The organism is Geitlerinema sp. CS-897 (assembly GCF_028368005.1).
In the GTDB taxonomy this organism is placed as follows: Bacteria; Cyanobacteriota; Cyanobacteriia; order Cyanobacteriales; family Geitlerinemataceae; genus Baaleninema; species Baaleninema simplex.
Genome location: NZ_JAQNCQ010000237.1, coordinates 1 through 26,618, shown reverse-complemented (window position 1 = coordinate 26,618; position 26,618 = coordinate 1). Strand labels below are relative to the sequence as shown.

The 26,618-nt window shown below is 50.3% G+C and carries 17 protein-coding genes; 7 read left to right on the top strand and 10 right to left on the bottom strand.

The features are described 5' to 3' along the window. Together ppc and POG22_RS15000 are read right to left on the bottom strand one after the other, a co-directional pair. On the bottom strand, positions 1-3,017 hold a 3,017-nt coding region (gene ppc / locus POG22_RS15005; protein ID WP_063714779.1), incomplete at its 3' end, for a phosphoenolpyruvate carboxylase. 472 nt (positions 3,018-3,489) lie between these two features. Then, positions 3,490-3,705, bottom strand: a complete 216-nt coding sequence (locus POG22_RS15000; protein ID WP_017660733.1) for a hypothetical protein — start codon at positions 3,703-3,705, stop codon at positions 3,490-3,492. Between the two features lie 328 nt (positions 3,706-4,033). Here POG22_RS15000 and POG22_RS14995 point away from each other — a divergent pair, with 328 nt between their 5' ends. The 7 genes from POG22_RS14995 (at position 4,034) to POG22_RS14965 (ending at position 16,638) form a co-directional block, all read left to right on the top strand. Next, on the top strand, positions 4,034-7,054 hold the full coding sequence (locus POG22_RS14995) for a hypothetical protein (RefSeq protein ID WP_498906146.1): 3,021 nt from the start codon (positions 4,034-4,036) through the stop codon (positions 7,052-7,054). Between the two features lie 72 nt (positions 7,055-7,126). Next, positions 7,127-9,928, top strand: coding sequence for a zinc-dependent metalloprotease (locus POG22_RS14990; RefSeq protein WP_498906144.1), 2,802 nt, complete (start codon positions 7,127-7,129; stop codon positions 9,926-9,928). Positions 9,929-10,373: 445 nt separating this feature from the next. Further along, entirely contained in the window at positions 10,374-11,900 is a 1,527-nt protein-coding gene (locus POG22_RS14985; RefSeq protein WP_063719699.1) for an MBOAT family O-acyltransferase, read from the top strand. A 170-nt stretch (positions 11,901-12,070) separates the two neighbouring features. Then, positions 12,071-12,430 (top strand): response regulator transcription factor, encoded by a 360-nt coding sequence (locus tag POG22_RS14980; protein WP_017660739.1) that lies wholly within the window; start codon positions 12,071-12,073, stop codon positions 12,428-12,430. A 437-nt stretch (positions 12,431-12,867) separates the two neighbouring features. After that, positions 12,868-14,310 (top strand): circularly permuted type 2 ATP-grasp protein, encoded by a 1,443-nt coding sequence (locus tag POG22_RS14975; protein WP_498906141.1) that lies wholly within the window; start codon positions 12,868-12,870, stop codon positions 14,308-14,310. A gap of 108 nt (positions 14,311-14,418) precedes the next feature. Further along, positions 14,419-15,423: an alpha-E domain-containing protein gene (locus tag POG22_RS14970; RefSeq protein WP_498906139.1), complete on the top strand. Its 1,005-nt coding sequence runs from the start codon at positions 14,419-14,421 to the stop codon at positions 15,421-15,423. Positions 15,424-15,756: 333 nt separating this feature from the next. Further along, positions 15,757-16,638 (top strand): transglutaminase family protein, encoded by an 882-nt coding sequence (locus tag POG22_RS14965; protein ID WP_498906137.1) that lies wholly within the window; start codon positions 15,757-15,759, stop codon positions 16,636-16,638. Between the two features lie 527 nt (positions 16,639-17,165). On the opposite strand, the gene POG22_RS14960 is transcribed toward POG22_RS14965, so the two are convergent. From POG22_RS14960 to POG22_RS14925, 8 genes are all read right to left on the bottom strand, one after another. Continuing rightward, complete coding sequence (locus POG22_RS14960) at positions 17,166-17,834, bottom strand: methyltransferase domain-containing protein (protein WP_498906136.1); 669 nt, start codon at positions 17,832-17,834, stop codon at positions 17,166-17,168. 149 nt (positions 17,835-17,983) lie between these two features. Beyond that, complete coding sequence (locus POG22_RS14955) at positions 17,984-18,967, bottom strand: PLP-dependent cysteine synthase family protein (protein WP_498906134.1); 984 nt, start codon at positions 18,965-18,967, stop codon at positions 17,984-17,986. Between the two features lie 142 nt (positions 18,968-19,109). Further along, entirely contained in the window at positions 19,110-19,850 is a 741-nt protein-coding gene (locus POG22_RS14950; RefSeq protein ID WP_074171058.1) for a methyltransferase, read from the bottom strand. Between the two features lie 411 nt (positions 19,851-20,261). Next, a complete protein-coding gene (locus POG22_RS14945; protein ID WP_498906132.1) occupies positions 20,262-22,313 on the bottom strand; it encodes a mechanosensitive ion channel family protein in 2,052 nt (683 codons plus the stop codon). Positions 22,314-22,904: 591 nt separating this feature from the next. Next, positions 22,905-24,131 (bottom strand): caspase family protein, encoded by a 1,227-nt coding sequence (locus POG22_RS14940; RefSeq protein WP_498906131.1) that lies wholly within the window; start codon positions 24,129-24,131, stop codon positions 22,905-22,907. A gap of 49 nt (positions 24,132-24,180) precedes the next feature. Continuing rightward, positions 24,181-24,756 (bottom strand): molybdenum cofactor guanylyltransferase, encoded by a 576-nt coding sequence (locus POG22_RS14935; protein ID WP_498906130.1) that lies wholly within the window; start codon positions 24,754-24,756, stop codon positions 24,181-24,183. Then, on the bottom strand, positions 24,737-25,807 hold the full coding sequence (locus POG22_RS14930) for an anthranilate phosphoribosyltransferase family protein (RefSeq protein ID WP_498906129.1): 1,071 nt from the start codon (positions 25,805-25,807) through the stop codon (positions 24,737-24,739). The genes POG22_RS14935 and POG22_RS14930 overlap by 20 nt, the downstream gene beginning before the upstream one ends. A 51-nt stretch (positions 25,808-25,858) precedes the next feature. Continuing rightward, on the bottom strand, positions 25,859-26,395 hold the full coding sequence (locus POG22_RS14925) for a hypothetical protein (RefSeq protein WP_498906128.1): 537 nt from the start codon (positions 26,393-26,395) through the stop codon (positions 25,859-25,861). Between the last annotated feature and the right edge of the window lie 223 nt (positions 26,396-26,618).

Here is a 26,618-nt window from a genome sequence, read left to right as displayed (position 1 = left end):
CCCGTATTCCGCATTCCCGCCGCGATACCGTTGAGGGTCAACAAAGCCCCTCGCAAGAGTTCGCCTTTACTGTAGCGGGAGTGAATGACGCCCGGAGTAGAACTGATCCCGTGTTGGCGCAGGCGCTTGAGCAGCGACACTTGTAACAGTCCCAACGGAACGATAGTCGAGTTCCGCAATTGCACCGATCGCTGGAGGGACGGATCGCCGTCGAGGAGGCGTTTGTGTCCCGTAATGGTCAGTACCAGTTCCCGAGTGAGGTGGTACTCCTGAGCGATGCGATCGAACAACGCCGCGAAGCGATCGCGGTCTTCGGGGCGACTCAACTCTCGCACGTAATGATCGGCGATTTGCAAGTCCACCTTGGCTAACGTCATTTCCACCTTCGACACGGCCATTTTGAAAAACGGCCATTTCAAATAGAAATACCGTAGCAGTTTCAAATGTTCCTGGGGTTCCTCCTCGAAAAACTCGTGTAACGCCGTCCCCACACCGTACCAAGCCGGGAGTAGAAAACGGCTCTGCGTCCAGCTAAACACCCAAGGAATCGCCCGCAAGCTGCCGATATCTTTCGTTCCGTTGCGACGACGGGCCGGACGCGAAGAAATTTGTAACTGGCTGATTTCCTCGATCGGCGTGACTTGCATGAAGAAATCGATGAAATCCGGTTCCTCATAAATCAGCGAGCGATAGTGTTGGCGCGATCGCCAGGCCAGTTCTTCCATCGTTTTGTTCCACGGATCGATATCGTCGAAGCCAGACCCCAACAAGCTCGACTGAATCACCGCCGACGTCACCGTTTCCAAGTGATAGATCGCCAACTCGGGGAGGGAATACTTCGAGGCCAGGACTTCCCCCTGTTCGGTGATTTTAATCCGTCCGTCGATGGTGCGACCGGGTTGAGCCAAAATTGCCTCGTAAGCCGGGCCGCCGCCTCGTCCGACCGACCCGCCGCGACCGTGAAAAATCCGCAGTTTGACCCCGTAAGGATCGCCGACGGCTTGCAGGGCTTTCTGGGCTTTGTGAATTTCCCAGTTGCTACTGAGAAATCCCGAATCCTTGTTACTGTCGGAATAACCCAACATCACCTCTTGCAGAGCGGTGGGTCGCCGTCGGGGTTGTTCCCCGGAACTTTCCCGTCCGTAACCGCCTTCGAGCAAGGTTCGATAGAGAGGTAACTCGAACAGGTCTTTCATGACCCTGGGCGCTCGTTTGAGGTCTTCGACCGTCTCGAACAGCGGAACCACCATCAGCGTTCCGCTTCCCGTGGCCGGGTCGTAGAGTCCCGCTTCTTTGGCCAGCAACAAGACTTCTAGCAGATCGCTGGCTTGGCGGCTCATGCTGATGATGTACGTCTGACAGAGTTCCGTTCCGAACTCCTGCTGTAACAGGCGCACGATGCGGAAGGTTTCGATGGTTTCTTTGGTAATGTCAGAAAAGGGCAGTTCGCTCGGAATCAAAGGACGGCGAGTTTTCAGTTCGCCGACCAGCCACTCGACTCGTTCCTCTTCGGTGAGGTCGTCGTAGGGTTTGGGAAGGACTTGCAAATACTCGGCCAGTTCGCCGATGGTGTCTGAGTGACGGGAGGATTCCTGGCGGATGTCCAAATGCGCTAAGTTGAACCCGTAGATTTCGGCTTGACAGATGAGGGTATCGAGTTCGCTACAGGTGAGACCCGTTTCGACCAAGTTTCGTTGAATCAGTTGCAGTTCCGCGAGGAATTCCGATCCCGAACGGTAGATGGGGAGGGTTTCTGCTTCGCGAATTTGCACGCGCCAGTTTTCGGTGTGGTAGAGACTTAGGTTGCGATCGCGCGTGTTTTCGAGCCGTTGTTTGATGTAGGCCAGTTTGAGCCGATAGGGTTCTTGGCGGTAGCGAATGGCGTGGCGATCGTAGACCTCGCTCATTTGCAGTCGGTCTTGTTCGACGGATTCGAGCAGTTCCGGTAGCACCTCGCTCCAATGGAGGGACAAACTCAACGACTCAGTGAGGTTGTCGAGGGCGCTGATGTACTTTTCGAGTACTAGATTGCGCTGGTAACAGGCAGTTTGCCAGGTGACGCGAGGCGTGACCGAAGGGTTCCCATCGCGATCTGCACCGACCCAAGACCCGAACTTACAAAAGTTGTAACTCGGCGGCTCGAGGTAGGGAAACGACGCTTTGAGGGTGCGTTTGATGCGTTGGTAAAGTTGGGGAGCTGCATCGAAGAGAACTTCGCGGAAATAGTGCAGGGTATATTCGACTTCGTCGAGAACGGTGGGTTTGAACTGGTGCAGTTCGTCGGTGCGCCACCACAGCCGAATTTCCTCCATGAGTTGGTTTTCGAGGGCTTCGGCTTCGAGGGAGGAGATCATCCCGACCGATCGCAGTCCGTCTTCGACGCGATCGAGCTGACGTAAAATTTTGGCGATGCGGCGTTGTTTCCCGCGAATGGTGCGACGCACGATTTCCGTCGGGTGCGCGGTGAACACCAAACGGATATCGAGTTGGTCGAGCAGTTTTTGAATCAGTTGCGGCGGAACGTTGAGCTGTCGCAGTTTGGGAAACAGCGAGCCGAAGGTTCCTTTTTCCGGCCGTACCCCACCGGGAACCTGGGGATCGTTGGCGGCTCCGTCTCCGAGTTCTTCGGGGGTTTCGATGCGAGAGATGGTTTCTTCGGTAAAGGTGAGGTTGTTACTGACGTTAGCTTTTTGTTGGTCTCGTTGTTCGTAGTGCTGTTCGACGATGTTAATCAGTTGGAAGTACAACGCGAAGCCTCGTGCTGCGCGAATGGCGTCGTTGAGATCGAGCTGTTCGATTTTGGAAACAACGGGAGAATCCTTTAAATCCGGAGCTTGTCCCTCTTCCGATTGCATGGGGTTGAGTTCGCGCAGGAGATCGACCATCTGCTGACCGCATTCCTGGCGCAAAACGGACTCCCACAAATCTTCGACGACTTTGAGACGGTGGCGCAGTCGAACGTCTGAAGTGGAGGAGACGTTAAATTGGCGATCGGTTCTCTCAAGTGTTGGACTCATTTGGACTCAGTGAAGATTTTCGGATCGATCGAAATATATATAGAGCGATCGTGCAAAGCTGCTATTAGTGTACGCTTGATAGCGATCGTGTCTGATATCTATTGCAACACTATGGGATAAACTGTCGCTTCTGAACCCGTGGCCGGGTTGAGGGCGGAGTTTTCCTCGAAAACAGTTCATTTTCCAATAAATTTGCGCCCTCGTCTGTAGTCCTTGAAACGTTTGTTCGGGGAACAGGGAACGGGGAACAGGGAACGGGGAAGAGGGAAGAGGGAAGAGGGAACGGGGAACGGGGGAGACAGACGTAGGGTGCGTGACTTGAAACATAGAGTGTAAATCCTTTAGACCTATAAATCGTCACGCACCGCCAATGTTCACCACCCACAGACAAAGGTGTGTGACGGGGCTGGAAAATGTCGTTGAAGTCAGGTCAATGTAGTGTTCCCGCGTCACGCACCAACCCCTCATCTCCTCATCTCCCCATCTCCTCGTCGTCGTTGTAAAACAACATGGGAAGGCGATCGCCGCGAAAGAGTTCTTCGCTCGTTTCTCCGAGTTCGACGAGGGCAGCCAGAACGGTTCGGGACGTCCAAACGGCGGTTAAAATTGGAGCGGTAGCGACGCCCAAGGCGATCGAAACGGGAGAAAGGGAAGGGCGAGGGGTCGAAGTGGTTGGGGTAGGTTCCATTAGTATTTCCTCTTTGGAGTTTAGGATTGAATTGTGCGATCGACGGGTCGAGTTAAAATGTCGAGGTCGAGGGTTTCGATAAGCGTTCGAGGATTAGAGAGTTAAAAACGCTCGAGAAGCACAGAGACAAATACAAACTCTGGGGCGATCTCGAATCCCAAGCGATTCCAAAACGCGACTCGAGACGGTCGAAAGTGGTCTTAGAGTGCTATCTCGATTTCACTATAAAATGCCGTTCGGGTCTTAGGAAAGTCACGCCAACCGCTATGTTCGAGTCGGTCGAGATCGGGATCGAGTCGCTCGTGAAGCAGAACAGAGTTCTCTCAATATGCCAAAATATGGCCAGCACGTGCGATCGCTCGAAACAACCTTTGATGGGAATCGACATCGTCGCACCGTTTCGATTGGCAGTCATTTCAGGACGCAGCAGGTGGTACTCAACGCAGGCAACGCCCCACGCGCGGGGACAACCATCGATCTCAACGAATGGGCGCACGCCGCCCTCGGAATTCCCGAAGTCCGTCTCGTCGCCCGAGCGATCGGCTCCGACCTCGAGGTCTGGTGTTGGGGAAGTGCTTGTCCCGACGCCCCTCGAGTGATGGCTCGGTTTTCTCAAGCCATTCACCAAGATTATCCATTACCGGCGAACGTACCGCCGATCGCGCGCGTATGTCTATACGGTCGCGTTCTCGACGCCCCGGCGGCCCAAGCCCCTCCTTTCGAGACTCCAGATTGGACGGTACGTTTTACCGTGCGCCCCGCACCCCCACGCTCTGACGAGGCCGACTCGGACGCGATCGCACCTCAGTCGAAGCCAGAAAACCATCGCCCAGAAAACCTGACCGCCGAAATCGATCGCGCCCTCAGTGACATCGCCACCGATGCGTGGATCGCCGTCAAAAAAATCGAACCCCTCGCTGGAACGGACGCGCGGCGGCTGTGGGTAGCCTGCGAAGCCGCTTACGCTCCCGATCCCACGTTACTGGCTCGTCCCATCGCCTGTCGCCTGCGAAACTCGAACCTTCAGGGATTTCGCGACGCCGTTCTGCTCGGTCAAGTCAGTGGCGAAACCCGCCCCGAGTGGATGTTGCGCGTCGATCTGACGCCCCCCGATCGCACGGTCGAAGCCTGGGCGCGATGGGGAGACGTGGCCGCGATCGCCTATCGCCTCAATCGCGAAATCGCCCCGTTGGGCGTACAAATCTCCGCCGTTCAAAAAGAATACACCTTACACCTAGTCTGTAGTCCGATCCCCGACGCGACCGTTCGCGGCGATCGCCCGTTCCCGACTCAGGCCGAGGCGATCGCCAAACTCGAAACCGTCCTCGAACGCCTCGCACCGCGCGGACTCCAAGGCGTCACGGTCTACGGCGTCGATACGCCTTACGAAGCCAGCTTTCCCGAACCGAAAGCCCCCTGTTGGGTGACGTGGTTAGACTTACCGGCCAAAACGCGCCCCGACCTCGTCCCGACGGCGTTAGAACTCGCCCGAGGCGGAAGTCTGACCGCGCTGACTTTCGTTCTCGAACGGCTGCTGAATCCCGATTTAAACGAAAAACTGGCGACTGGCGGCGTGCGGGTGCAAATTCGCCGCAAAGAGGATTTACTGCACGTGATGAGCGAAGGACTGACCTGTCCGAGTCAAGACCGCGTCGGACCGCTCGTCGAGAAATTCCTGCGTCAGTCCCAACTGTCGAACCTCGCAGGCGTGCGGGTCTACGGCCGCCGCAGCGGCCAGCGCAATCCTCGCTGGAAATACGGCGTCGATTTCAGCCCCCGTTCCCCAGAAACGACAGAAGTTCCCGAGTTTTCGGCGGTAGACGCCGATCGCCCCAGCGAGCCGACAGTTTCCGAACCCCAGAAAACCCCCGAACCTCGACCGTCAGTCGATCGCGCGTTGACGACGCTGTTATGTGCGACTCCCTTGTTCCGTCCCCGACAACCGCTCCCGGAAGCGGCCGCCGACCCGTCTCGCCGACCGGATACCCACGCCAAAGCCGCCGCAGTTTGGGCGCTGCTGGGACTGTTGTTAACGGTTCAAGCGGACTGGATAACGAGCGAAATCCTCGAACAGCGGGAACGGGCAGCAATGGCGCCCCCGTCCGTCGAAACCGCAGACTCTCCACCTCGAGAGTACGCCATCGAAGTGCCAGAACTTCCCGAAGCCCCCGTCGATCGCCCTGGGATTTTCGACGCGTCGGGCTTTACGGCTCCGACGAACGCCGCCACGGTCGTAAAAGCATCTGCTTCGGGAGACGCGGCGATCGTTCCCGTTCCCGAGGTGGAGTTTCCTACCTTCAACAGCGAACAGATGGATCGACAACTGGCGCTGTATAAGGCTTATATCGAAGAGTTCGGCGTTCCCGACGTGCTAGTGGTGGGATCGTCTCGCGCCCTGCGAGGCATCGATCCCGAGGTCTTACAGCAGGCGCTGGCCGAACAGGGCTATCCGGGGGTACGAACTTTTAATTTGAGCATCAATGGGGCGACGGCGCAGGTGGTGAATTTTGCGATCTCCGAGGTGCTGACGAGCGATCTCCTCCCACCGCTAATTATCTGGGCTGACGGCGCTCGCGCGTTCAACAGCGGCCGGGAAGACGTCACCTATAACGCCATCGTGCGATCGCCGGGATATCGGGAACTCACCCGAGGGTTCCGTCCCATCGAAAGCACTACGGAAACGGAGAACGCACTCCCCGATCGCCCCCTGTTCGAGATCGTCGGCGATCGCTATCAGGTTCTCGACGATAATCTCAACGACCTGTTTTCTCAGTATTCGGCCGCCTATCCCAAACGGAACACCGTCAAAACCTATTTTCGAGCGGCGATCGATCCCGAAATGCCGTTACCGCCCTATCCCGAACCCACTGAAGTCGCCCCGGAGACCGCCGACGTTCCCCAAGACGATCCCCTGCTCCATTTCAACGGCTTCGTCTCGTTCCGCCAACGGTTCGACCCCACCGGATACTACTTACAACATCCCCGAGTTTCTGGGACGTACGATGCTGATTACGCAGCCTTCGAGCTACGGGGGATTCAATTGGCGGCGTTTCGATCGCTGGTGGACTACGTCCAATCTCAAAAAATCGAGTTGGTATTCGTCAACCTCCCCCTGACCGAAGACTATCTCGACCCGGTGCGATCGCAGTACGAACGGGAATTCGCCCAAACAATGCTCGAACTCTCGCAACAGTACGGTTTCGTATTTCGCAACTTCTCCGGCTTGTGGCCGCAGAAAAACGAGTATTTCTCCGATCCGAGCCACTTAAACCGTTTCGGTGCCGCTGCCGTATCGCACCGTTTGGCGCAGAGTCCGATGGTGCCTTGGAGCGGCGAGGACCGCGACTGACGCGCTAAGCTGGGATCGAATTCGACTCGATCGGCTTCCCTTCGTCTTTTAAGATAAGAGTTTCTCGTCACGATGCACACAAGACGCCCGTTGGGTCTCTGTTTCCTGTTGCTGGGGTCTGCACTTTGGACACAACCCGGATGGGCGGAGAATCGCGCCCCCGTCTCGACCGTTTCCGATACGAAAGCGCGGTCTTTCCACGCCCCCTCGACGAATACTGCTGGCGTTGCAGCTCGCAAACGCCGGCCTCCCTTAAATTCGTCTCTGTCCAAGAAAGCTGAAAACGCGACCTCGCCCTCTTCCTCGTCGTCTGGGGACAGCTCCCCGTCTTTTAGCGACGTGGTGCAAGACACGCGCCACATCAAGGGGTTGTTCGACCTGTACGCCAACGACGAGACGGGAGAACTGTACTTAGAAATTCAACCGTCTCAATTCGATCGCCTGCACCTGTTGGTGATGACGCTGTCTCAGGGATTGGGAGAATTGGGGTTTCTCGAAGGGCTTCCCCTGTACGACGTTCCTCTATACCTGCGCCGTCAAAACGATCGCGTGTTGGTGGTAGTTCCCAACACCCACTTTCGCACCCGTCCCGGCGATCCCCAAACCGCCGCCGTGGAGCGATCGTTTAGCGAGTCGGTCTTGTACTCGCTGTCGGTCGTGGCGACGCACCCCGAGCGAAATAGCGTGTTAGTCGATTTACAAGAGCTGTTGGTCGACGGCGATCTGTCGGGGTTGAGCGCGGAGTTAGGAACCCTGGCTTACAGCTTCGAGAGCGATCGCTCTTACGTCTCCCAAGCGCGCGGCTTTCCCGAAAATATCGAACTCGAGGCGATGCTGAGCTTTTCGGGTCAACCCCTGGGATTGTTTGAAAGCGTTCCCGACGAACGGGCGATGTCCTTGGGCGTGCGTTACAGTTTGTCGGAACTGCCGGAAAATTCCAACTATCGCCCCCGCTTAGCAGACAACCGCGTGGGCTATTTCGTCACGGCCTACCGCAACGTCTCCGACCTCACCAGTAGCGATCCCTTCGTGCGCTACGTGCAACGCTGGCACTTAGAAAAACAAGATCCCACTGCTGCCTTGTCGCCCCCCGTCGAACCGATCGTATTTTGGATCGAAAATACGGTTCCCGAGGAATATCGCGCGGCCATCCGCGAGGGGGTACTGCTGTGGAACCGCGCCTTCGAGCGAGCGGGGTTTCGGGGCGCGATCGAAGTGCGCCAAATGCCCGACGACGCCACCTGGGATCCGGCAGACGTGCGCTACAACGTAATTCGCTGGTCGGCTTCGTTTCGCTCGGGCTTCGTGGGGATCGGCCCTTCGCGCGTCAATCCTCTGACGGGGGAAATCCTCGATGCTGATATTTTGATTAACGCCAATGTGGTTCGCTATCTGTCGCGAGAGTACGACACGTTGATCGATGCGGACGCACAGCGGCTTTATGTAGATTTGCCGGGATGTTCTCCCGAAAGCGAGTGCGCCTCGGCCGCCTCGACTTCGCCTTTAGAACAGTTGCGATCGCGCTTTCGCGGTCATCGTCTCGGCTGTAGCTGTCGCGAGTGTACCCGTCAGTTTCAGGTGGGGGCGATGGCTCTGTCGTTGGTACAGGGCGTGTTACCGGGCGATCCTCAGATGGAAAAATACGTCAGTCAGTACCTGCGCTATTTGGTGGCGCACGAGGTCGGGCATACGCTGGGGTTGCGGCATAATTTTCACGGGAGTACGCTGTTGGGGTTCGACGAACTCAACGATCGAGACATTTCGCAAACTCAGGGGTTGAGCGGGTCGGTGATGGATTATCTCCCACCGAACATCGCGCTGTCTGAAGCCGAGCAGGGTGACTTTTTCCCGACGCGCATCGGACCTTACGATGAATGGGCGATCGAGTACGGATATACTCCCACCGAGGGGCGGACGCCGGTAGAGGTGCGGCAGAGGTTGGAGGCGATCGCCGATCGCGCCCCGCAACAGGAGTTAGCTTACGGCACGGACGAGGATTTGTGGTCGGAAATCGATCCGGCGGTGAATTGGTTCGATCTCAGCGGCGATATGCTCGCCCACGCCCAGTCTCAGATGGAACTGGCGCGACAAATGTGGGAACAGCTCGATCGCAATCCGCCGACGAACGAAGACGATTACGACGCGCTACGGGTTCGCTTCGATTTCGTCATGCAGTTTTATTTTCGTCAAGCGCGAGTGCTGTTGAAGTATATCGGCGGACAGTCCTTCGATCGCTCTCGGGTGGGCGATTTCGCTAGCCCGCTGTTCGAGCCGATCGCGGTGGCAGAGCAGCGGGCCAGTTTGGACGCCCTGCAACAGTACGTGTTTGCGCCAGATGCCTTTGAGTTTCCGCCGGATTTCCTCAATCAACTCGCGCCCTCTCGCTGGTATCACTGGGGGAGTACGCCGCCGACGTCTCGGTTGGACTACCCGATTCACGATCGCATTTTCGGGTTTCAGCGGATCGTGTTGCGATCGCTACTCTCGGGGGAACGGTTGACGCGCCTGCGGGATTTGGAGTTAAAAACCGAACCGGGAGAAGCCCTGACGCTTCCAGAACTGTTCGAGACGCTCCATCAGGGAATTTGGACGGAGGTGCTACAGGGTCGGCGCGTTCCCACGAATATTTCGAGCGTGCGGCGATCGCTCCAGCGGGAGTATTTGAATTTGGCCATCGATATGGCACTCGGACGCAGCGAGGTTCCTGAAGACGCCCGAACCTTGGCTCGCTATGAGTTACAGCAACTCGACGAAGAGATCGCCGCCGTGTTACGCCGTCACGATGACGATGTCGATACCTACACCCGCGCTCACTTAGAAGACACGCGATCGCGCATCCGTCAAACCCTCGAGGCGCAATTCTTCAGTCAGTAGTCCCAAATTCTGAAGCTTGATGATACTCTGTAGGTTGAGTTTAGCTTTCGCTCGACCCGACCTCTTTTTTGGCGAAACTGGTTCAGTTTTGGGGAAAAGATTCGGAAAAATAACGAAGCGAAGCAAAATAGAACGAATTTTCAATTTGTTTTGAACGGAGCGACACCGCATCAGATCCCCGGCATCTTGGAGATGCCGGGGATCTAGAGAGAAACCCTTTCGAGTAGATGAAATTTTTAAGGTAATTATTCAAAAAAATAACACATTTTGAATCACATTAAAACAAAAAACTATATATTTAAAAATATCATAAAATACTAAAAAATTATGCTTTTAAAATTTCAAAATCCAAAGGCGATCGATTTCTTAAACCGTTTTAAAATCATTCCAAAAAACAAAAAGCATCGACTGAATCTCTCAATTTAGACCTAATTTCCGAAAAAAGATGACCTTTGTTTCGATTCTTTACGGCTTGTTTCTACTTGGTATAGTCTTACTGTATTGGAGCGTGGCCAATCGCCCGTTTCGACTGGGATTAATCCTCGTCGCCAGCCTGGTGTTCTACGCTTCGATTCAACTGCAATCGCTGCCGTTGCTGGTATTGAGTGTCCTGGCGAACTTTGCGATCGGACGGTATCTCGGCGAAAACACCGTTCCCAAACCCCACGGGAAAGACTGGCAACTCTCCAACCAAAACTGGCAAGACAAAGAGCAAGATTGGCAACAGCGGCGAGGCTGGATTCTCACCGGAGGCATCATCTTTAACGTTTTAATGCTGCTGGGGTTTAAATACGCCCCCTTTGCCCTGCCGTCTCCGGAATCCGCAGCCGAATCGCAAAAAATTCTAGGATGGCTCGATCCCTATCTCATCGCACCGTTAGGATTGAGCTTTTTCTCCTTTGAATGTATCGCCTATCTCATCGACGTGTATCGCGGAGCGCCTGCCAGTCATAGCGTTCTCGAATTTTCTTCCTATAAATTCTTCTTTCCCAAACTGATTTCCGGGCCGATTACCCGCTTTCACGAGTGGAACGAACAGTGGAAATCACAACATCCCTTGCGAGTCGAGCAGGTTACAGACGGACTGTGGCTGATTGCCAGTGGAGCCATTAAAAAAGGACTCCTGGCCGACAATATCGCAATATTCGTCAATTTGTGTTTTGAAAACGTCCAACGCGCTGGAAGTACCGACTTACAATTAGCCACGATCGCCTACGGATTGCAACTGTATTTAGACTTTAGCGGTTACGTCGATATGGCTCGGGGAAGCGCCCTGTTACTGGGGTGGAACCTGCCTCAAAACTTCAATTTTCCCTATTTAACGACGAGTATCGCCGACTTTTGGCGACGGTGGCACATGACCCTCGGCAGTTGGCTGCGAAACTACCTGTATTTCCCCCTCGGCGGCTCTCGTCGCGGATTGGCGAGAACTTGCTTCAACCTCATGGTGGTGATGCTGATTGCAGGGATTTGGCACGGCGGTGCAACGGCGGGAACCAATCCCGCTGGATTCGTCGTGTGGGGAGCGCTTCACGGTGGCGCGTTAGTGGCGCATCGCCTGACAGATACCCTCTCGCAGCGGCAAAGTTGGCTGGCTTCGGCGTGGCGTAGTTTTCCCGGTATCGTCTTAGGTTGGCTGCTGACTCAAGGATTGGTCTTTTTCTCGTGGATTTTCTTCCGCCTTCCCGACTTGAACGCGTCGGGTTGGGTGGTACGCCACCTGTGGAATCACGAACGCGACGCGCAGTTCGTTCAAAAGGTATATATAGAAACGATCGGGTTAATGCCCGAACAGTTAAGCTGGATTTTCGGAGCGATCTTTGTAGCGATGGGAATCGCGTATCTGTTCGATCGCGGCTTGAAGGTTCAACTGAACTGGCCTGTCAAGATGATGCTCGTTCCCGTTTGTCTGTATGCGGTGTGGCTGTTTGCCCCTGAGAACAGTTTGCCCTATATCTATTTCGATTTTTAGGACGACGGCGGAGCATCCACGAATCGGCACGGGGCTGTTAGTCTTGAGTTAGAGTGTTTGCGAGAACGCTCGTCACAGCCGCGAGGCAGCACGATAAGGATAACGTAATTACGTCTCGATACACGCGAAGGGGTTATCTCGACGCGATTCTACTGCGACGGACACCAGCCATGAGTACGATTTTAATCGTTGAGGACAGTACACCCCAACGGGAAATGATAGCCAACCTCCTGAAAAACCAAGGTATGCAGGTGGTGCAAGCGAAAAGCGGAATAGAAGCGCTGAAATATTTAAAAACTCATCAGCCCGATTTGGTCGTTCTCGATATCATTATGCCCAATCCCAACGGATACGATGTGTGTCGCAAGATGAAAGGACATCCTCGCACGAAACACATTCCCGTCATTATGTGTTCGTGTAAAGGAGAAGAGTTCGATCGCTATTGGGGTATGAAAGTCGGCGCAGATGCCTATATCTCGAAACCGTTTCATCCTAACGAATTAATCGACGCCGTTCGTCAGCTTTTATAATTTAACGGCGATCGCATCGCTCGATTTGCAATCGCTAAAATAAAATCGAACTGTCAAAATATAGCTGAATTTAGATCGTTTGGGAACGCCAGAAACGAGATATCTCGATCGCGTTCGACAGCTCTAAGACTGAAATATTGCCAAATATCGAGCGACTGAGGATAGTCTCCACTCGATAAAAAAGAGTTAAGCACTCTAGAGCGGCGGAGATTTAAAATTGCGAATTCAACGTTAAATTGGCGATCGCGATCGGGCTACGGTAACGATCGCACGTCGTCACCTCCGAGACTCGAAACGTGCAACCGTCGAGAACGGGCGATCGCACACCCCTCGTCTCAACAAAACCTTAAACTCTGGAAAACTGTAACCACAGATACAGTCTCAGGCGCTCGTTAATTCAATCCTAGATAAAAGAGTCAGGCAGAGGAGCGCAGTTGGTGAAGTTAGACGGCTACGATCCCGAAAATTTTTTCGACGAACTTTTTGAAGATGTCGGAAAACCCCGTCCGTTTGCCAAGCGGTCGATCGATTTGATGCAACATCTCGAACCGGGAGAATTGCAGCGATACCAAGAAGCTGCCCAAATCGCCCTGTTCAAACTCGGCGTCACCTTCAACGTCTACAGCGACGATCGCGGTATCGAGAAAGTCTTTCCGTTCGATATTATTCCCCGTCTCGTTTCCGCTCGAGATTGGCAATACCTCGAAGGAGGTCTAAAACAGCGAATTGCTGCCCTAAACCTCTTTTTAAACGATATTTATAACGATCGGAAAATCGTTAAAGACGGTATCGTTCCCGAACACATCATCCAATCAGCCCCCGGTTTCCTCAAACCCTGCCTCGGTCTGCAACCGCCCACGGGGGTCTGGTGTCATATTACCGGAACCGATCTCGTGCGCGATCGCGACGGTCAATGGTACGTTCTCGAAGATAACCTGCGGGTTCCGAGTGGCATTTCCTACGTCTTGGAAAACCGCCGCGTTATGAAAAGTGCGTTTCCCGGCGTGTTTCAAACCCTCGCCGTCCAACCGGTCGATGACTATCCCAGCCACCTCCTCGAAACCCTCCTCGGCTTGGCTCCGCCGCAACTGGCCCAGCCTAACGTGGTCGTCCTCACCCCCGGAATTTACAACTCCGCTTACTACGAACATTCGTTCCTCGCCCAACAAATGGGGGTCGAACTCGTCGAAGGCCGCGATTTAGTGGTTCTCGACGGTTACTTACAAATGCGAACCACCAAAGGCCCCCGTCGCGTCGATGTCATTTACCGTCGCCTCGACGACAACTTTCTCGACCCGAAAGAATTTCGCCCCGATTCCCTACTTGGGGTTCCCGGCTTGATGGAGGTGTACCGGGCCGGTCGAGTCGCCCTCGCCAACGCCCCCGGAACGGGTGTCGCCGACGATAAAGTGGTGTACGCCTTCGTTCCCGAAATGATTCGCTACTACTTGGACGAAGACCCCATTTTACCCAACGTTCCCACCTATCTCTGTTGGCGAGACAAAGACCGCGAACACGTGTTACAAAACCTCGAAACGCTGGTGGTGAAATCGGCAAACGAAGCGGGGGGTTACGGAATGTTAGTCGGAACCCAATCGACCCCCGAAGAACGAGAGTCGTTCGCCGAAAAAATTCTCGCCAATCCTCGCAACTATATCGCTCAACCGACCATTTGTCTGTCTCGGGTTCCTACGTTAGTTGAAAATAACGAAGTAGCCGGCCGTCATGTGGATTTACGTCCCTACATTCTCCATCGCGGCGACGATATTTACGTTCAACCGGGGGGTTTGACACGGGTTGCTCTCAAAGAAGGATCGTTAGTGGTCAATTCTTCTCAGGGAGGAGGCAGTAAGGATACGTGGGTGCTAGTCGATTCTTGATAATTGACGATCGATCGTTGAGAGTTTCGGGAAATGGGGGGCTTAAGTGCTGTTTTAAACGGATCGTATTTTTTGGCTGTGCTATCTATCGCTAAGGAAATTTGACTTATGCTGAGTCGCGTTGCAGATTCAATTTACTGGCTCAATCGTTATATCGAACGGGCGGAAAATGTCGCTAGGTTTGTCGATGTCAATCTCAATTTAATGTTAGATTTGCCGTCGGGGGTGACGCAACAGTGGCGTCCGCTGGTGATTACCACGGGAGATTTAGCCTTGTTTGAAGAACGCTACGGTGAGGCGACAGCGGACAATGTGATTCATTTTCTGACGTTCGACTTGGACTATCCGAATTCGATTTTATCGTGTTTGCACGCAGCGCGAGAAAATGCGCGATCGATCCGAGAAATTATCTCTTCGGAAATGTGGGAAGAGGTCAACACGTTTTATCATTTAGTGAAAGAGGCATCCGAACAAAACTCTCATAATATTTTTCATAAATTATTTTTTCACGTCAAGTTTGCCAGTCACCGCTTCGCGGGAGTTATGGATGCTACGATGAGCCATAACGAAGGGTGGCATTTCGGACAAATGGGACGGTTGCTCGAACGAGCCGACAAAACCGATCGCATCTTAGACGTGAAGTATTTTATCTTGCTACCGTCGGCGAAATGGGTGGGAAGTCCGCTCGATCGCATTCAATGGATCGCACTTCTCAAGTCTACCAGTGCTTACGAAATGTATCGAAAAGCGCAACATCGCATCGTTCCCTCTGGGGTAGCCGAATTTTTGATTCTCAACCGTGAATTTCCGCGATCGATTAATTTCTGTTTGCAAGAAACCGAACGCTGTCTACATCAAATTACAGGAACCTCAAAAGGTAGTTGGTGCAATAGTGCAGAACGGGCCTTAGGCAAACTTTGCTCGAAGTTGGGCTATACAACAATTGAAGATGTCTTTGAAGTGGGATTACACCAATTTCTCGATCGCCTTCAAAGCGAAATGAACGATGTCGATGCGAAGATTTCAGAAACGTTCTTTAGTAACTATCCCGTTTCGTCTGAACCTTCAGAGTCTGAAGATACTCAAACCATGACGCAAGTGATGGTGAGTTGAAGGAAAAGAGACAGAAAATAAGGACATCGAGCTTAGTGGTGCAGAAAAGTCCTGAAACCCTTGTTAGAAAAGAGATCGCCGTATTAAAGGGTTGGCCGCAAAATCCTAGATCGGTAAATGGTTGTCGGAGATCCCCGGCATCTTGGAGATGCCGGGGATCTGGCTCGAGAGACTCAAACGATGACGCAAGTGATGGTGAGTTAAAGTAAAAGAGACAGAAAATAAGAACAGCGAGAGTTGTAGGGGCGATCGCAAAGGTCGCTTTTATATTAAACAAAAAAACAAACAAAAAGCAATTTTAAAAACTGCAAACTATTATTAAATATCGATACAATGACATTTTTTAAAATCCACCACAATACGACCTATCGTTACAACCAACCCGTTTTTTTAAAACCCCATCTCGTGAGATTGCGGCCGCGATGCGATGGCTGGCAGAAACTCCACGACTATCAACTCGATGTCTCTCCCGATCCCGTCGGACGATCGCAAATCGTCGATCTAGACGGAAACGCAACCGTTAAACTCTGGTTCGATCGCCCTACAGAAAAATTACAAATTTTCTCCACCGCCGAAGTCGAAACCCTGCAACCGAACCCATTTCTCTATCTACTCGAACCGTGGGCGATGCAGCTTCCTTTTGACTATCCAAGTTCCCTGCGATCGCAACTTTTATCCTACCTAAACCCCGTGGGAATCCTTCCGACAACTGGAGATCCCGTCGCCACCGAACTCGCCGAAGATATCGTTTATCGCGTTCGTGGAAACCCGATCGATTTCCTCCACCAACTCAACCAAGAAATTTATCGTAACTGTCAATATATCGTTCGTCCTGAAGGCGATCCGCGATCGCCCAGCATCACTTGGAAGCAACGGGAGGGTTCCTGTCGCGATTTTGCAGTGTTGTTCGTAGCCGTCTGTCGGGTCGTCGGATTGGCGGCGAGGTTCGTTAGCGGCTACCAGGAGGGCGATCTCGAGGCGAAAGAACGGGATTTACACGCTTGGGTGGAAGTGTACTTGCCCGGTGCGGGGTGGCGCGGTTACGATCCGACTCATGGGTTAACGGTAGCTGACGGACACGTTAGCCTCGCAGCGAGTGTTTATCCGAGTTACGCCGCCCCCGTTGAAGGCGGTGTGGTTCCCGTGACCTCTCCCCTGGCAGGAGAAAAACCGTTACAGTCGGAGATGGACTTTCACATTGCGATCGAGCGGTGAATTGTCCTCATTTTCTTCTGCGGGTCACCTGTGGAGGCGGTGCGTGACGCGGGAAAGCCCATACTGTCGCTTCACACACGCTACCTCACCTGAGTTCGGGATAAGAAATCGCGGAAAGTGCTGATATACTGTTTTTCCTCGATTTAGATTGCATTACCACCCTGTCAATCAATTCAGCTCTTGAAAATATTGGCTCTTCCGACCTTGGTATATAGGGTAAATGCCTGTAGTCTCCATCTGGAAAGGGATTTCGCGATTTGAGTTCTCTTTTTATACAGTTTAGCAAAAACTATTGCTCTGTAAGGGTTTCAGCGATTTCTTGCATATTAACTTCGGAAGAGCCAAAATATTCACAACAAACTTATCTATTGCGAATTCCAGTGAGGTACAATCTCGTTGCTAATTTTTTGAAGCCTTTACTGGATAAGAGATTTAGCTTTTTGGCTTAACCCAAACTGACGTTCCTTATTACTACTTGAAAATTTTGGGTTTAAACCACTTGATGAATATTTCTGAATCAATCACTTCTACTTTTGATAAAGAAAAACTTCATGCTCTACGGTTGAGTCATTCATTAATTTTCGATGAGTGTATACCATATTACAACATAATTCAAAATTTTCATTCATCCACCGTAAAATTTTAACTCTACGTTCGTCTTGAATATGATTAGTTAAATTGAACAAAATATAAGCATGATTTGATAATAGATTAAGATAATCCTGGTAATCCTGAATATCCAAGTGATTAGCAGCTGCGCTGAAAATTATACAATTAAATTCACATTTTTTTAGTCGATCGCTATTGTATTGTCCGACCAGATAAGTCCGATCGTAAATATGGGGATTATCTCGCTTTAATGCTGTAAGTGCTGCCGGTAAAATGTCTATACCAACTAATAACTCAATTTCAATTGAACTTTGTTTTTTTAAATATTTACCCATGAGTCCACTACCACAAGCAATATCTAGTATTCGCCATCGATCGATATTCTTGACTTGTGATAATAATGTCTCAAGGGCTGAATAAACATTACATTCTAATTGTTCGACAATTAATTTTTCATATAATTTAGGGTATTGATATAATGTAGTATAGTCCCAAATGTTGATTATTTTTGTTTGTCCGTCTTCAAGTTCCAGTTGAAAAAATTCCTGACCTTGTTGAAATCCGTAGAGTTTTTTGATGTTATACATTGTATTTATAATTTTACTCAGGTGCATCTTACCTTTGAAAAAATATGTCTGGAGTAGGTTAAGTTGAGCGAAGCCGAAACCCAACAGCAACTAAATCGAGAACTCTGTATCTGATAAATTTACATTTTTGAGATGCATCTTTTTACTGACTATAAGTTAATATTATTTTGATTTAAAAATTCGCGATCGTAGATTTTAGATAAATATTTAATTCCACTATCACAAAGTATAGTAACAACGACATCATTTGGAGTAAGTCGCTCAGCAGTAATTTTTGCAGCAAATACATTCAATCCACTGCTTCCACCCACCAATAATCCTTCTTTTTGTAGCAATTCATGACAACAAAGAATCGCGTCTCGATCTGATATTTTTACAACCCGATCGATGATAGAGAAATCCAAGCATTTTGTAGGTTTATATTTTCCCGCACCTTCGATGATATACGACTTGTTTTCATTGACATAGTAATTATCGTTGTTTTTTTTATAACCGTTATAATAATAATCGTAAATATTGGAATGTAAAGGATCGGCTAAAATTACTTTAATTTTTGGATTTTTTTCTTTGAGAAATTTGGCTGTACCAGTAATACAGCCAAATGTAGAACCAGTCATTACAAAATAGGTGATTTTTCCATTCGTTTGTTTCCATATTTCAGGGCCTAGAGTTTTATAATACGTTTCTGGATTATAAGGATTGTTATATTGATCGACTGCGAAGTAACCATTCTCTTCAGCTAATCTTTGAGCATACTCCATATAATTAGAGCGATCGTCCACAACTATTAGCTTTGCCTTTAAAGCACGAATATGGTTTTGCTTTTCAGTACTACATTTTTTAGAGGTAACAACAATAATAGAATAACCCTTAATACTCCCTAACAGGGCAAAGCTACATCCTGTATTTCCACTCGAAGCACAAACAATGGTATCCCCTTTTTTTATTTTGCCTGTCATTTGCATGCGATCGAGAATATATTCTGCGATACGATCTTTCATACTACATCCAGGATTTAGGAATTCGCATTTCGCATACAACTTTGCTGAATTTTTGTTCACGAAATTTCCTAAATCAACTAAGGGAGTATTGCCAATAAGTTGACTAAATTTAGCAGGTTTTGTCTCACTCATGCTTTTATCAAAAAATTCATTTGTAATAAGCTCAAATGCATTTTAACAAGGCAACAGACAACAGGCAAGAGGTAATTGAGTATTGGGATACAGGGTTGTGTATTAAATTTTAGGTGATATGTCGTTTAAATACACAATAGCTTTATTCGTTTAGCTTTGCTTGAGATTTATTCTTGAATTGCAAAATATGAATATTTTTATAAAAAACATTATCAATTATTGTAATCTCCCTTTCGTTTTGTTCTTTTTCTGACATTTTTTTTACCATAGGATACAAGAATTTACGAAGCGGCACTTTTTTTCTGTATTTTTTAATTCCAGACAAATTAAATTCTTTTTCTGTGGTTTCCAAAAAAGAATCAATCTTTAACAAAGAGGAAATACCAATTTGAATCGTTATGTTATTTATTGGCTGTTTTGAGAACCATTGAAAAAAGTTGTTGATAACTTTTTTTCCAGTTTTACCCCCATTTCTGAAAATTTTCTCACTGTCTTCTTTAAAAATATTCATACTTACCCAATCAGTGGAAAGTTGGGGAGGATTGAACGTAATCAAATCAATAGAGTATTTAGATAGATCGATAGATTCAAACGAGCCTTCAATAAATTCATATTTATTTTTGGGGATGCTCTGTTGCTGAAGGTTGTATTTGGTTAACTGAATGCAATTCGCTTGAATATCATTAAAATAGACAAAAGGCATTTGATTCAAAAGGCTGTAAATACCAATAATACCGCTACCACACCCAATATCTAGTAAACTTTTGTATTGATGAATATCAATACTTTCACACATTGTTTCACTAAAGGGCGTTTTTGCTGAAATTCCAGTCCGACTTTCTAAGTTTATGTTATCTACTGGATAGACAATTTTTTCAGTCATCACCGATCGGGATAGGTAAAGTAATTGAAGCAATATAGTGTTTTTGGAAGTCAAGAGTGATGTGCAAAATTATAAAAGCCTTGTTACACATCGATCGAGATGTATCGCATAATTTCGCAAACCGTTATATGCGACTTTATAAGATAGAATTTTAAGTTCTTTCGATCGAACCCTCGCTACTTCCAAGCCAATTTTAAGATGAAACTAAGGTATTTTCTATCCGCTTCCAGATTTTCTTAATGAATTTTAATAGAATTAGACTTTTAAGAATCTACTGAACGACTCTCCCATACTTATAAGCGAAAGGAACCTTCATCAATGAAACAGTCTGAATCAACAGTCTGAATCATGAGTCACAATTTTGCTCGAGTAATTCTAGCCCAACACAATCACACTTTCTCAAAATTCACATCATTCATTAGGTGATTCTATATCTTTTTCACGATCGATTGCGAGTGGCAGAGAAGCTTTCGGCGAACCATCAATGAAACGAATCCCATGTGCTGGCACAGCCAACTCAATCCCGGCTTCCTGGAAACGCTTTTGTAAAAGCTTAAGCAAATCGACGTAAATGCTCCAGTAAGAGCCAGTTTCGCTCCAGGCTTTTAAGCCAACACCAATGCGCCCTTCATAACTGGAACTCCACGGAAAAATAGTCGGTCCGGGTGTTTCTAGTACTTGAGGATGAGACTTCGCGATTTCAAACCAAATGTCTTGAATTTGGTCAATATCCTGGTCAAAACTAACATAAATATTAAATCCTAATCGTCGCTTGTCTGAATGGGTGTAGTTGATAATATCTCCACCCCAAACCGTATTGTTGGGTAAAGTAATGATATTGCCATTAAAGTCTTTGATTTTGGTGTTGGAGAGTGTAATCGAAACAACATGAGCCCAGTAGCCTGCTATTTTGACCTCATCACCTACGTCAAAGGGCTTGTTGACCATCAGCATTAAGCCACTGGCAAAGTTGCCCAAGTTCGTTTGTAGGGCAAAGGCAAGAACGAAACTCGCGCCACCCACAACGGCAAGGAGCGGCCCCAAGCTGAGACCGAGGGACGTGAGCGCCAAAAGAGTACCAATTACCAAAGTCCCTCGATGAGTCACCATAACCACAAATTCGCGGAACAGAGCAGAGGTTCCCCCAATGTTAGACAGCGTGCGATTGACAATCCTAGATAGAACCTCAGCGGCGATCCAGGAAGCGAGCAAAATACCGATAAACCTTGCTATATTGATGGCCCAACGCAAGCCTCCTTCTTCCGATTGGAGCCAACTGACAAGGCGAACACCCAAGCCTTCAGTATCTTCGAGATCGAGTTCGATAACACTGACTGCTTCAATATACTTCCGGTAAGATGTTGCATCGCCACCTTTGGCTTCAAGAGCGTCGAGAACGACTTTGAAGCGATCGGTGAGGGCCGTTTGCTCCCCTTGCAATTCTGTAACGTTGGCAACGAGTTGGTTCTTAAGATCGGCTTCGGCTTCGGCTACTTCTGTAAGGATTTCATCAACCCCTTCGAGTTTCTCGGCCGCTTCACCTGCGTCTTCACCCGCATCAGTTTCTTCACCCGCATCAGTTGTCGCCTGTTCCTGAGTTTGGTCGAGGTCGCTGGCAACTTGCTCGAGTGCTTGTTCGGCTTCTTCAGACTCAACTGACGTTTCAGGTTGGGCTTCTTCAGGGGCTAGCCCGGCATCGGTCAGTGCTTCTGCCGCTTGGATTGCCCGAGTCCGTGCTTCCTCGACCTGTTGAGAGACTTCCTGAAATTCAGGCGAGTCGGGAATCGCTCCTTCGAGATCTTCCTTAGCGGACTCGAGATCGACGAGGGCTGCATCCAATATATCGATCTGTTCGGTCGCAGCATTGTAAGCATCAGAACCGGCCGTCAGATCTTCTCGCTCCTTTCTGGCTTCCTCGAGAATGTTACGAGCTCTGGTAATCTCTTCTTCCTTTTCCGCCTCCTGGACGGCTTCTTTAATGCCTTCGTCCTCTTCTGATTCTTCTTGGGACTTTAAAATTTCCTGGACTTTTTGCTCGGCTTCATTTAAAGCCGCTTTAGCCTCTTCAAACTGCTGGGTGGCAGTTTCATATTCCGGTGTCCCTTCTGTTGCCTCTTCCAAAGCGACTTCTGCTTCGGTGAGTTTAGCTTTGGCGGTTTCAACTGCGGCAGCAGCATCCCGGCGATCTTGAATCGCCTGATTCTCGCGCTTGATCGCCACTTCAACGCTGCTGATTTCCATGACTTTTTCCTTGAGCAGGAAAAACCAGGCCGCAGCTTCAACTTGCAACTCTTCGAGCGTTAAAGGTCGGGCTAGGAGTTTCAACTCGTCGAGGGGAATGGTTAAATTCTGAGTGGTCGAGGCTTTTTCGGGATCGACATCGCCAACAACGGTTGATTCCACGACGACGGGAGCAGCTTCTTGTTCCTCAGCTTCCTGGGCTAAGACTGGTAAACCTGCCAAGGTACTCCCTGAAACCAGGGCTGCTATTAGAACAGCTCGAGAGGAAACGGAAGCAAACTGACCCAACACAAACCTTAACTGGCGCATATTGCACTCCTTCCAAAGCTATACACAAGCCAGAAAACTTCCTTAGAGTCCAGTCAGATTCTAGTAAGTTGTCGAGGCTGGTACAGGGTGACATCTTTTGACATCCTCACCGCCCTGGGAGGCTTGCCCTGAGCCAAGTCGAAGGGACGGCGATTCCCAAACCGTTCGGACGTTCGGCGAACGTCCAAAAGCTGAATTCGATTGTTAATGTGAGTCAAACTCACTAATTTGATTTTCGTTAGTCAGTTTACCCACACCTGTGTAATGTACCATAACTTGAGTTCGGGATAAGAAATCGCTGAAAGCGCTGATATACTGTTTTTCCTCGATCTAGAGCGCATTGCTGCCCTGTCAATAAGTTCAGCTCTTGAAAATATTCACAATAAATTGGTCTATTGCGAATTCCAGCGAGGCACAATTTTGTCGCTAATTTGTCCAAGCTTTTACTGGATTAAGAGGTTTAGCTTTTTGGCTTAATCCGAACTGACGCTACCTCACCTCACGTCACCTCGCATCGCCCCATCTCCTCATCTCCACCTGGGCGGTTTCGTAGGCCGCCGTCTCGGGAGGAACTAAACGGGCGGTTGCGATCGCCCCGTCGAGATTGCCATTTTCCGCCCGCGTTCGGGCAAGTTTCAAGATTTCCCAACTCCAAACGTCGATCTGTTCGCGAACTTGAGGATATCCCGTCGCCGTAGGTGGAACTTGTTTGAGGGTGTCGATCGCCCGCCAGTAGGAAGACGCTTGGGTGGGATCGATCGCCGCTTTTGCCGTTTCGAGGAGTTGGCGAGTGTCGTTAACGGGGGGTTCGGAAGATGCCTCAACGTCCGAAGACTCCTCAACGTCCGACGAATCTGGCGAAAACACGACCCCCACCATCAACAACGCCGGAATTACCGCCAAAGTTAGCATCAGTTGCCACAATGCCGCTAGAGAAGTTTTCGGTTCTTCCGAAGACGTGGGAGGTGCAGCGGGAACCTCTGCAACGTCCGACACTTCCCCCTCGGGAAAGAGCGATCGCCCCGGCGATGTCACCACGAAGCGGGGAGTTTGGGGCGGTTGGCGGTGATGTTCGGCCAGTTGGGGCAGCCGTTGGCTGAGGTAGTCTTCGAGTTGGGCGAACGTCCGACAGCGGTGGTGTTGCAGGGCTTCGAGAAGGGCGGCAGTAAACAGTCCCTGGTGGAGATAGCGAGTTTCGCGACTGTGTTGGTGGGGTTGACAGGAAAAGACGACAGAAATACCCGTGGTTTCGGCAAGTTGGGCGATTTCCGAACCGATGTCCTGTCCCGTATGGGGGGCGGTGGGGCGATCGCAGTCGAGAAATACCACCACGCGATCGCTCTTGAAGGAAGAGAGGCGATCGAACAGCAATTTTGCCGAAAGTGCCGTTTCGGACACCTTGTCGGGGTTGCTATCTGCGAGCATGAAGTAATCTCGCCCCGCGTGGTTGAGGGCGTATCCACTGAAAAACACCCACAGTCCGTCTCCCGGTGGTATCGGTTGGGAAGCCAGGCGATCGAGGAGGCGATCGAGGTTCTCGAGACTGGGGAAGCTGTCAAAGTCTTCTGAATCGGGCGATCGCTGCGTCATCAGCCAAACCCGTTTTTCCGCCGCGACTCCCGCGTCCACCAGGCAATCTCGCAAGGCTTGGGCGTCTTCCGTGGCATACCGCAGCGGTTGGAGAGAGTTGCAGCGATCGACCCCGATCGCCAAACACCAAAGTTCGCCCATGACTGTCGTTCGTCAACTGCTTTTTTAGGGTAATTGGGTTTGAGACTCGCTACAAATCTTCGGGGCGATTGCAGTTGTGCAACATGGCTGCGATGTCCCCTTCAACGGCGATCGCCTCGGTGGGAATTTCCGTCAACCACTGTTGAAACGAACGCCCTCCCCTAGCAGCGAACTCCGCCAACCTTAGAGAACTCTGCTTTCGGTAAAACCCACACAGGGGTTCCCAACCTTTCTCAGATTTTGGAACGCAGGCGAGAACGGACTCGGGCAAATCCGGCAGGCGATCGATCCAAGTTTGAATCACCCTCGCCTCTAACTGAGGCAAATCGCAGCCCAGCAACCACACCCACTCCTCTGCAATCGGTTCTAACACCTGTAGCAACGCCACTAAAGGACCGTTTCCCGGTTGCGATTCGGGCAAAACCCGACAGGATTCGGGGAGAATCTCGCGATAGCGATCGCCCCACGGCGTCAACAAATATACCGAATCTACACAGTCGGCGGCCACGTCGTACACTCGCCGCAACAGGGGAACGCCATCCCAACAGAGGATCGCTTTATCCTGTCCCATTCGGCGACTTTGTCCCCCTGCTAAAATGACTGCACTAATCGATGGCGAGTTCACGGACAGTTTCCTCCCGTAACCGTTCCAGCATCTCGGCAATTTTGCCGCTTGAAATTTGGGTTTTCGCCGCCTCGATCGCGGCCGACAAATCTTTGGAAACTCCCGTCCGCCACAGATAAAAGCCGACGTTCCAAATTGCCGATTTCGTCAGTTCCGTATCTTTCCCAGCGATAACCGCTTTCAGATCTCGAATCACCTGTTCTTCAGACTCGAACGGAACGTCTGGTCCGCCGAGTCCGTAATCGCGGGAATGTACGTGTAATCGCTGCCACGAGAGTTCGGGTTCGGGGATCGAACGATCTCCAGACAGTCCGATAATCGCCGTTCGACTGCGGGGCAAATCGCAACTACCTTCTAAACCTTTGACGGTGGTAAACAGGTGTTGTCCTCGCAGGGCAAACGTCTCGCGAAACAGGTTTTCCGTGGGGGGGTGGACGAATCCCGAGACGATATGCTGGCGGTGGTGGTAGGGACTCCACATCAACTCCATCGTCGCGACAGGCGGACGTTTGCCGATTTGGTCGCGGTATTCTGCCAAGCGACAGGCTTCTGGCAACCAGTGAGGCTGATAGGCGAAGCCGATTCCCGTGGTTTTAAATACTTCGTGAACGCGATCGCGTGATAGTTGCGTCCAATCGACTCCCAACCCTTGCCAAACCTCGACCATTGGCATTCCGTATTTCGTCGCCATGCGATCGCCCCCGTGCAGAATTGCCGAAAATCCTGCCGACGCCAGCGATAGGGCAACGATGGGTGTTACCGGTGTCGTGCGCGATCGCCCGTCGTAAGGACAGCCTAACACCGTTACGGGAGACTCCGCCTTCGGCAACGCTGCCGCCATTTTGTCGTAGGTATCGAGAAATCCCGCTAATTCTTCTGGCGTCGGACGTTGCATCCGATGGGCAATGAGAAACGCCCCAATTTGGGCGGGGGTTGCCGTTTCTTTCAGCATCATTTCCAAGGCTGATGCAGCTTCTTCTCGGGTGAGGTGTTTTCCGGTATGGGGACCGCTGCCGATTTTTTTGAGATAGTCCCGAAATGTTTCGCTCATGGGTAAGGCTTCAATTTGAAATTTACAATATCGATCGCGGCGATCGCACCTTCATTCGTATTTCCATAAATAGGACAAACTGGGTAAAGTTTCCTCGCTAATTCCTTGACTTCGATTCAACCGCCAGGTCAAGGTTTCGTCTTCTAAACTTAACTCCGCTTCGCCCACTTCAAACCCTCGTCCGTCAAAAATTTCGACGGCGATCGCGTCGCTTTTCGGTTCGCCGATAATACTCATTACGCCAGAATAACCGCCCGATTCTATATTTCTCGACCTTAAAATGCCCGACAATTCGCCATTGCTAACAGTTTCGATTTCCAGTTCTAAGATGTGAGAGGCTCGGATATCGCCTTCGCTCGACCAGTTTCCTAAAAAGCGATCGTCTAAAACGATAGAATTAGGATGAGATATTTCAGCCGTTGAAGTATTTGAGTCTGTCTCTGTTACGTCGTTATTTTTAGATTCTAGATTTCCCTTAGCAAAAATTTCTTGCCACCACCAGGGAGACGTTCCACCGACTAATATCGTAACGATAACAGGTACGACAATCTTATTAAATATGTTGCTTTTTGTGTTGAATTCTGACATAATAACACCTGAAATTTATCAAAAATATTTTTTTTTGACTTAATTCAGCGAAATGACAAAAAAATTACTATTTTTTAATGCAGCGCCAATTCAAAAATGAAATGCAACACCGGTGGGTTTACGAATAAAGGCTCATCGGCTATACTTCGATCTTTCATGAATAATTACCTAATTGAAGATCGAACCAATGAGCCATCACCATCTTACCCCATCTGAGCGTGTT

What these genes read in the sequence shown, in the direction of transcription:
- POG22_RS15000 (WP_017660733.1), bottom strand. Translation starts at nt 3,705, where the DNA reads ATGGAACCTACCCCAACCACTTCGACCCCTCGCCCTTCCCTTTCTCCC.
- POG22_RS14995 (WP_498906146.1), top strand. Translation starts at nt 4,034, where the DNA reads ATGCCAAAATATGGCCAGCACGTGCGATCGCTCGAAACAACCTTTGAT.
- POG22_RS14990 (WP_498906144.1), top strand. Translation starts at nt 7,127, where the DNA reads ATGCACACAAGACGCCCGTTGGGTCTCTGTTTCCTGTTGCTGGGGTCT.
- POG22_RS14985 (WP_063719699.1), top strand. Translation starts at nt 10,374, where the DNA reads ATGACCTTTGTTTCGATTCTTTACGGCTTGTTTCTACTTGGTATAGTC.
- POG22_RS14980 (WP_017660739.1), top strand. Translation starts at nt 12,071, where the DNA reads ATGAGTACGATTTTAATCGTTGAGGACAGTACACCCCAACGGGAAATG.
- POG22_RS14970 (WP_498906139.1), top strand. Translation starts at nt 14,419, where the DNA reads ATGCTGAGTCGCGTTGCAGATTCAATTTACTGGCTCAATCGTTATATC.
- POG22_RS14965 (WP_498906137.1), top strand. Translation starts at nt 15,757, where the DNA reads ATGACATTTTTTAAAATCCACCACAATACGACCTATCGTTACAACCAA.
- POG22_RS14960 (WP_498906136.1), bottom strand. Translation starts at nt 17,834, where the DNA reads ATGTATAACATCAAAAAACTCTACGGATTTCAACAAGGTCAGGAATTT.
- POG22_RS14955 (WP_498906134.1), bottom strand. Translation starts at nt 18,967, where the DNA reads ATGAGTGAGACAAAACCTGCTAAATTTAGTCAACTTATTGGCAATACT.
- POG22_RS14950 (WP_074171058.1), bottom strand. Translation starts at nt 19,850, where the DNA reads ATGACTGAAAAAATTGTCTATCCAGTAGATAACATAAACTTAGAAAGT.
- POG22_RS14940 (WP_498906131.1), bottom strand. Translation starts at nt 24,131, where the DNA reads ATGGGCGAACTTTGGTGTTTGGCGATCGGGGTCGATCGCTGCAACTCT.
- POG22_RS14930 (WP_498906129.1), bottom strand. Translation starts at nt 25,807, where the DNA reads ATGAGCGAAACATTTCGGGACTATCTCAAAAAAATCGGCAGCGGTCCC.
- POG22_RS14925 (WP_498906128.1), bottom strand. Translation starts at nt 26,395, where the DNA reads ATGTCAGAATTCAACACAAAAAGCAACATATTTAATAAGATTGTCGTA.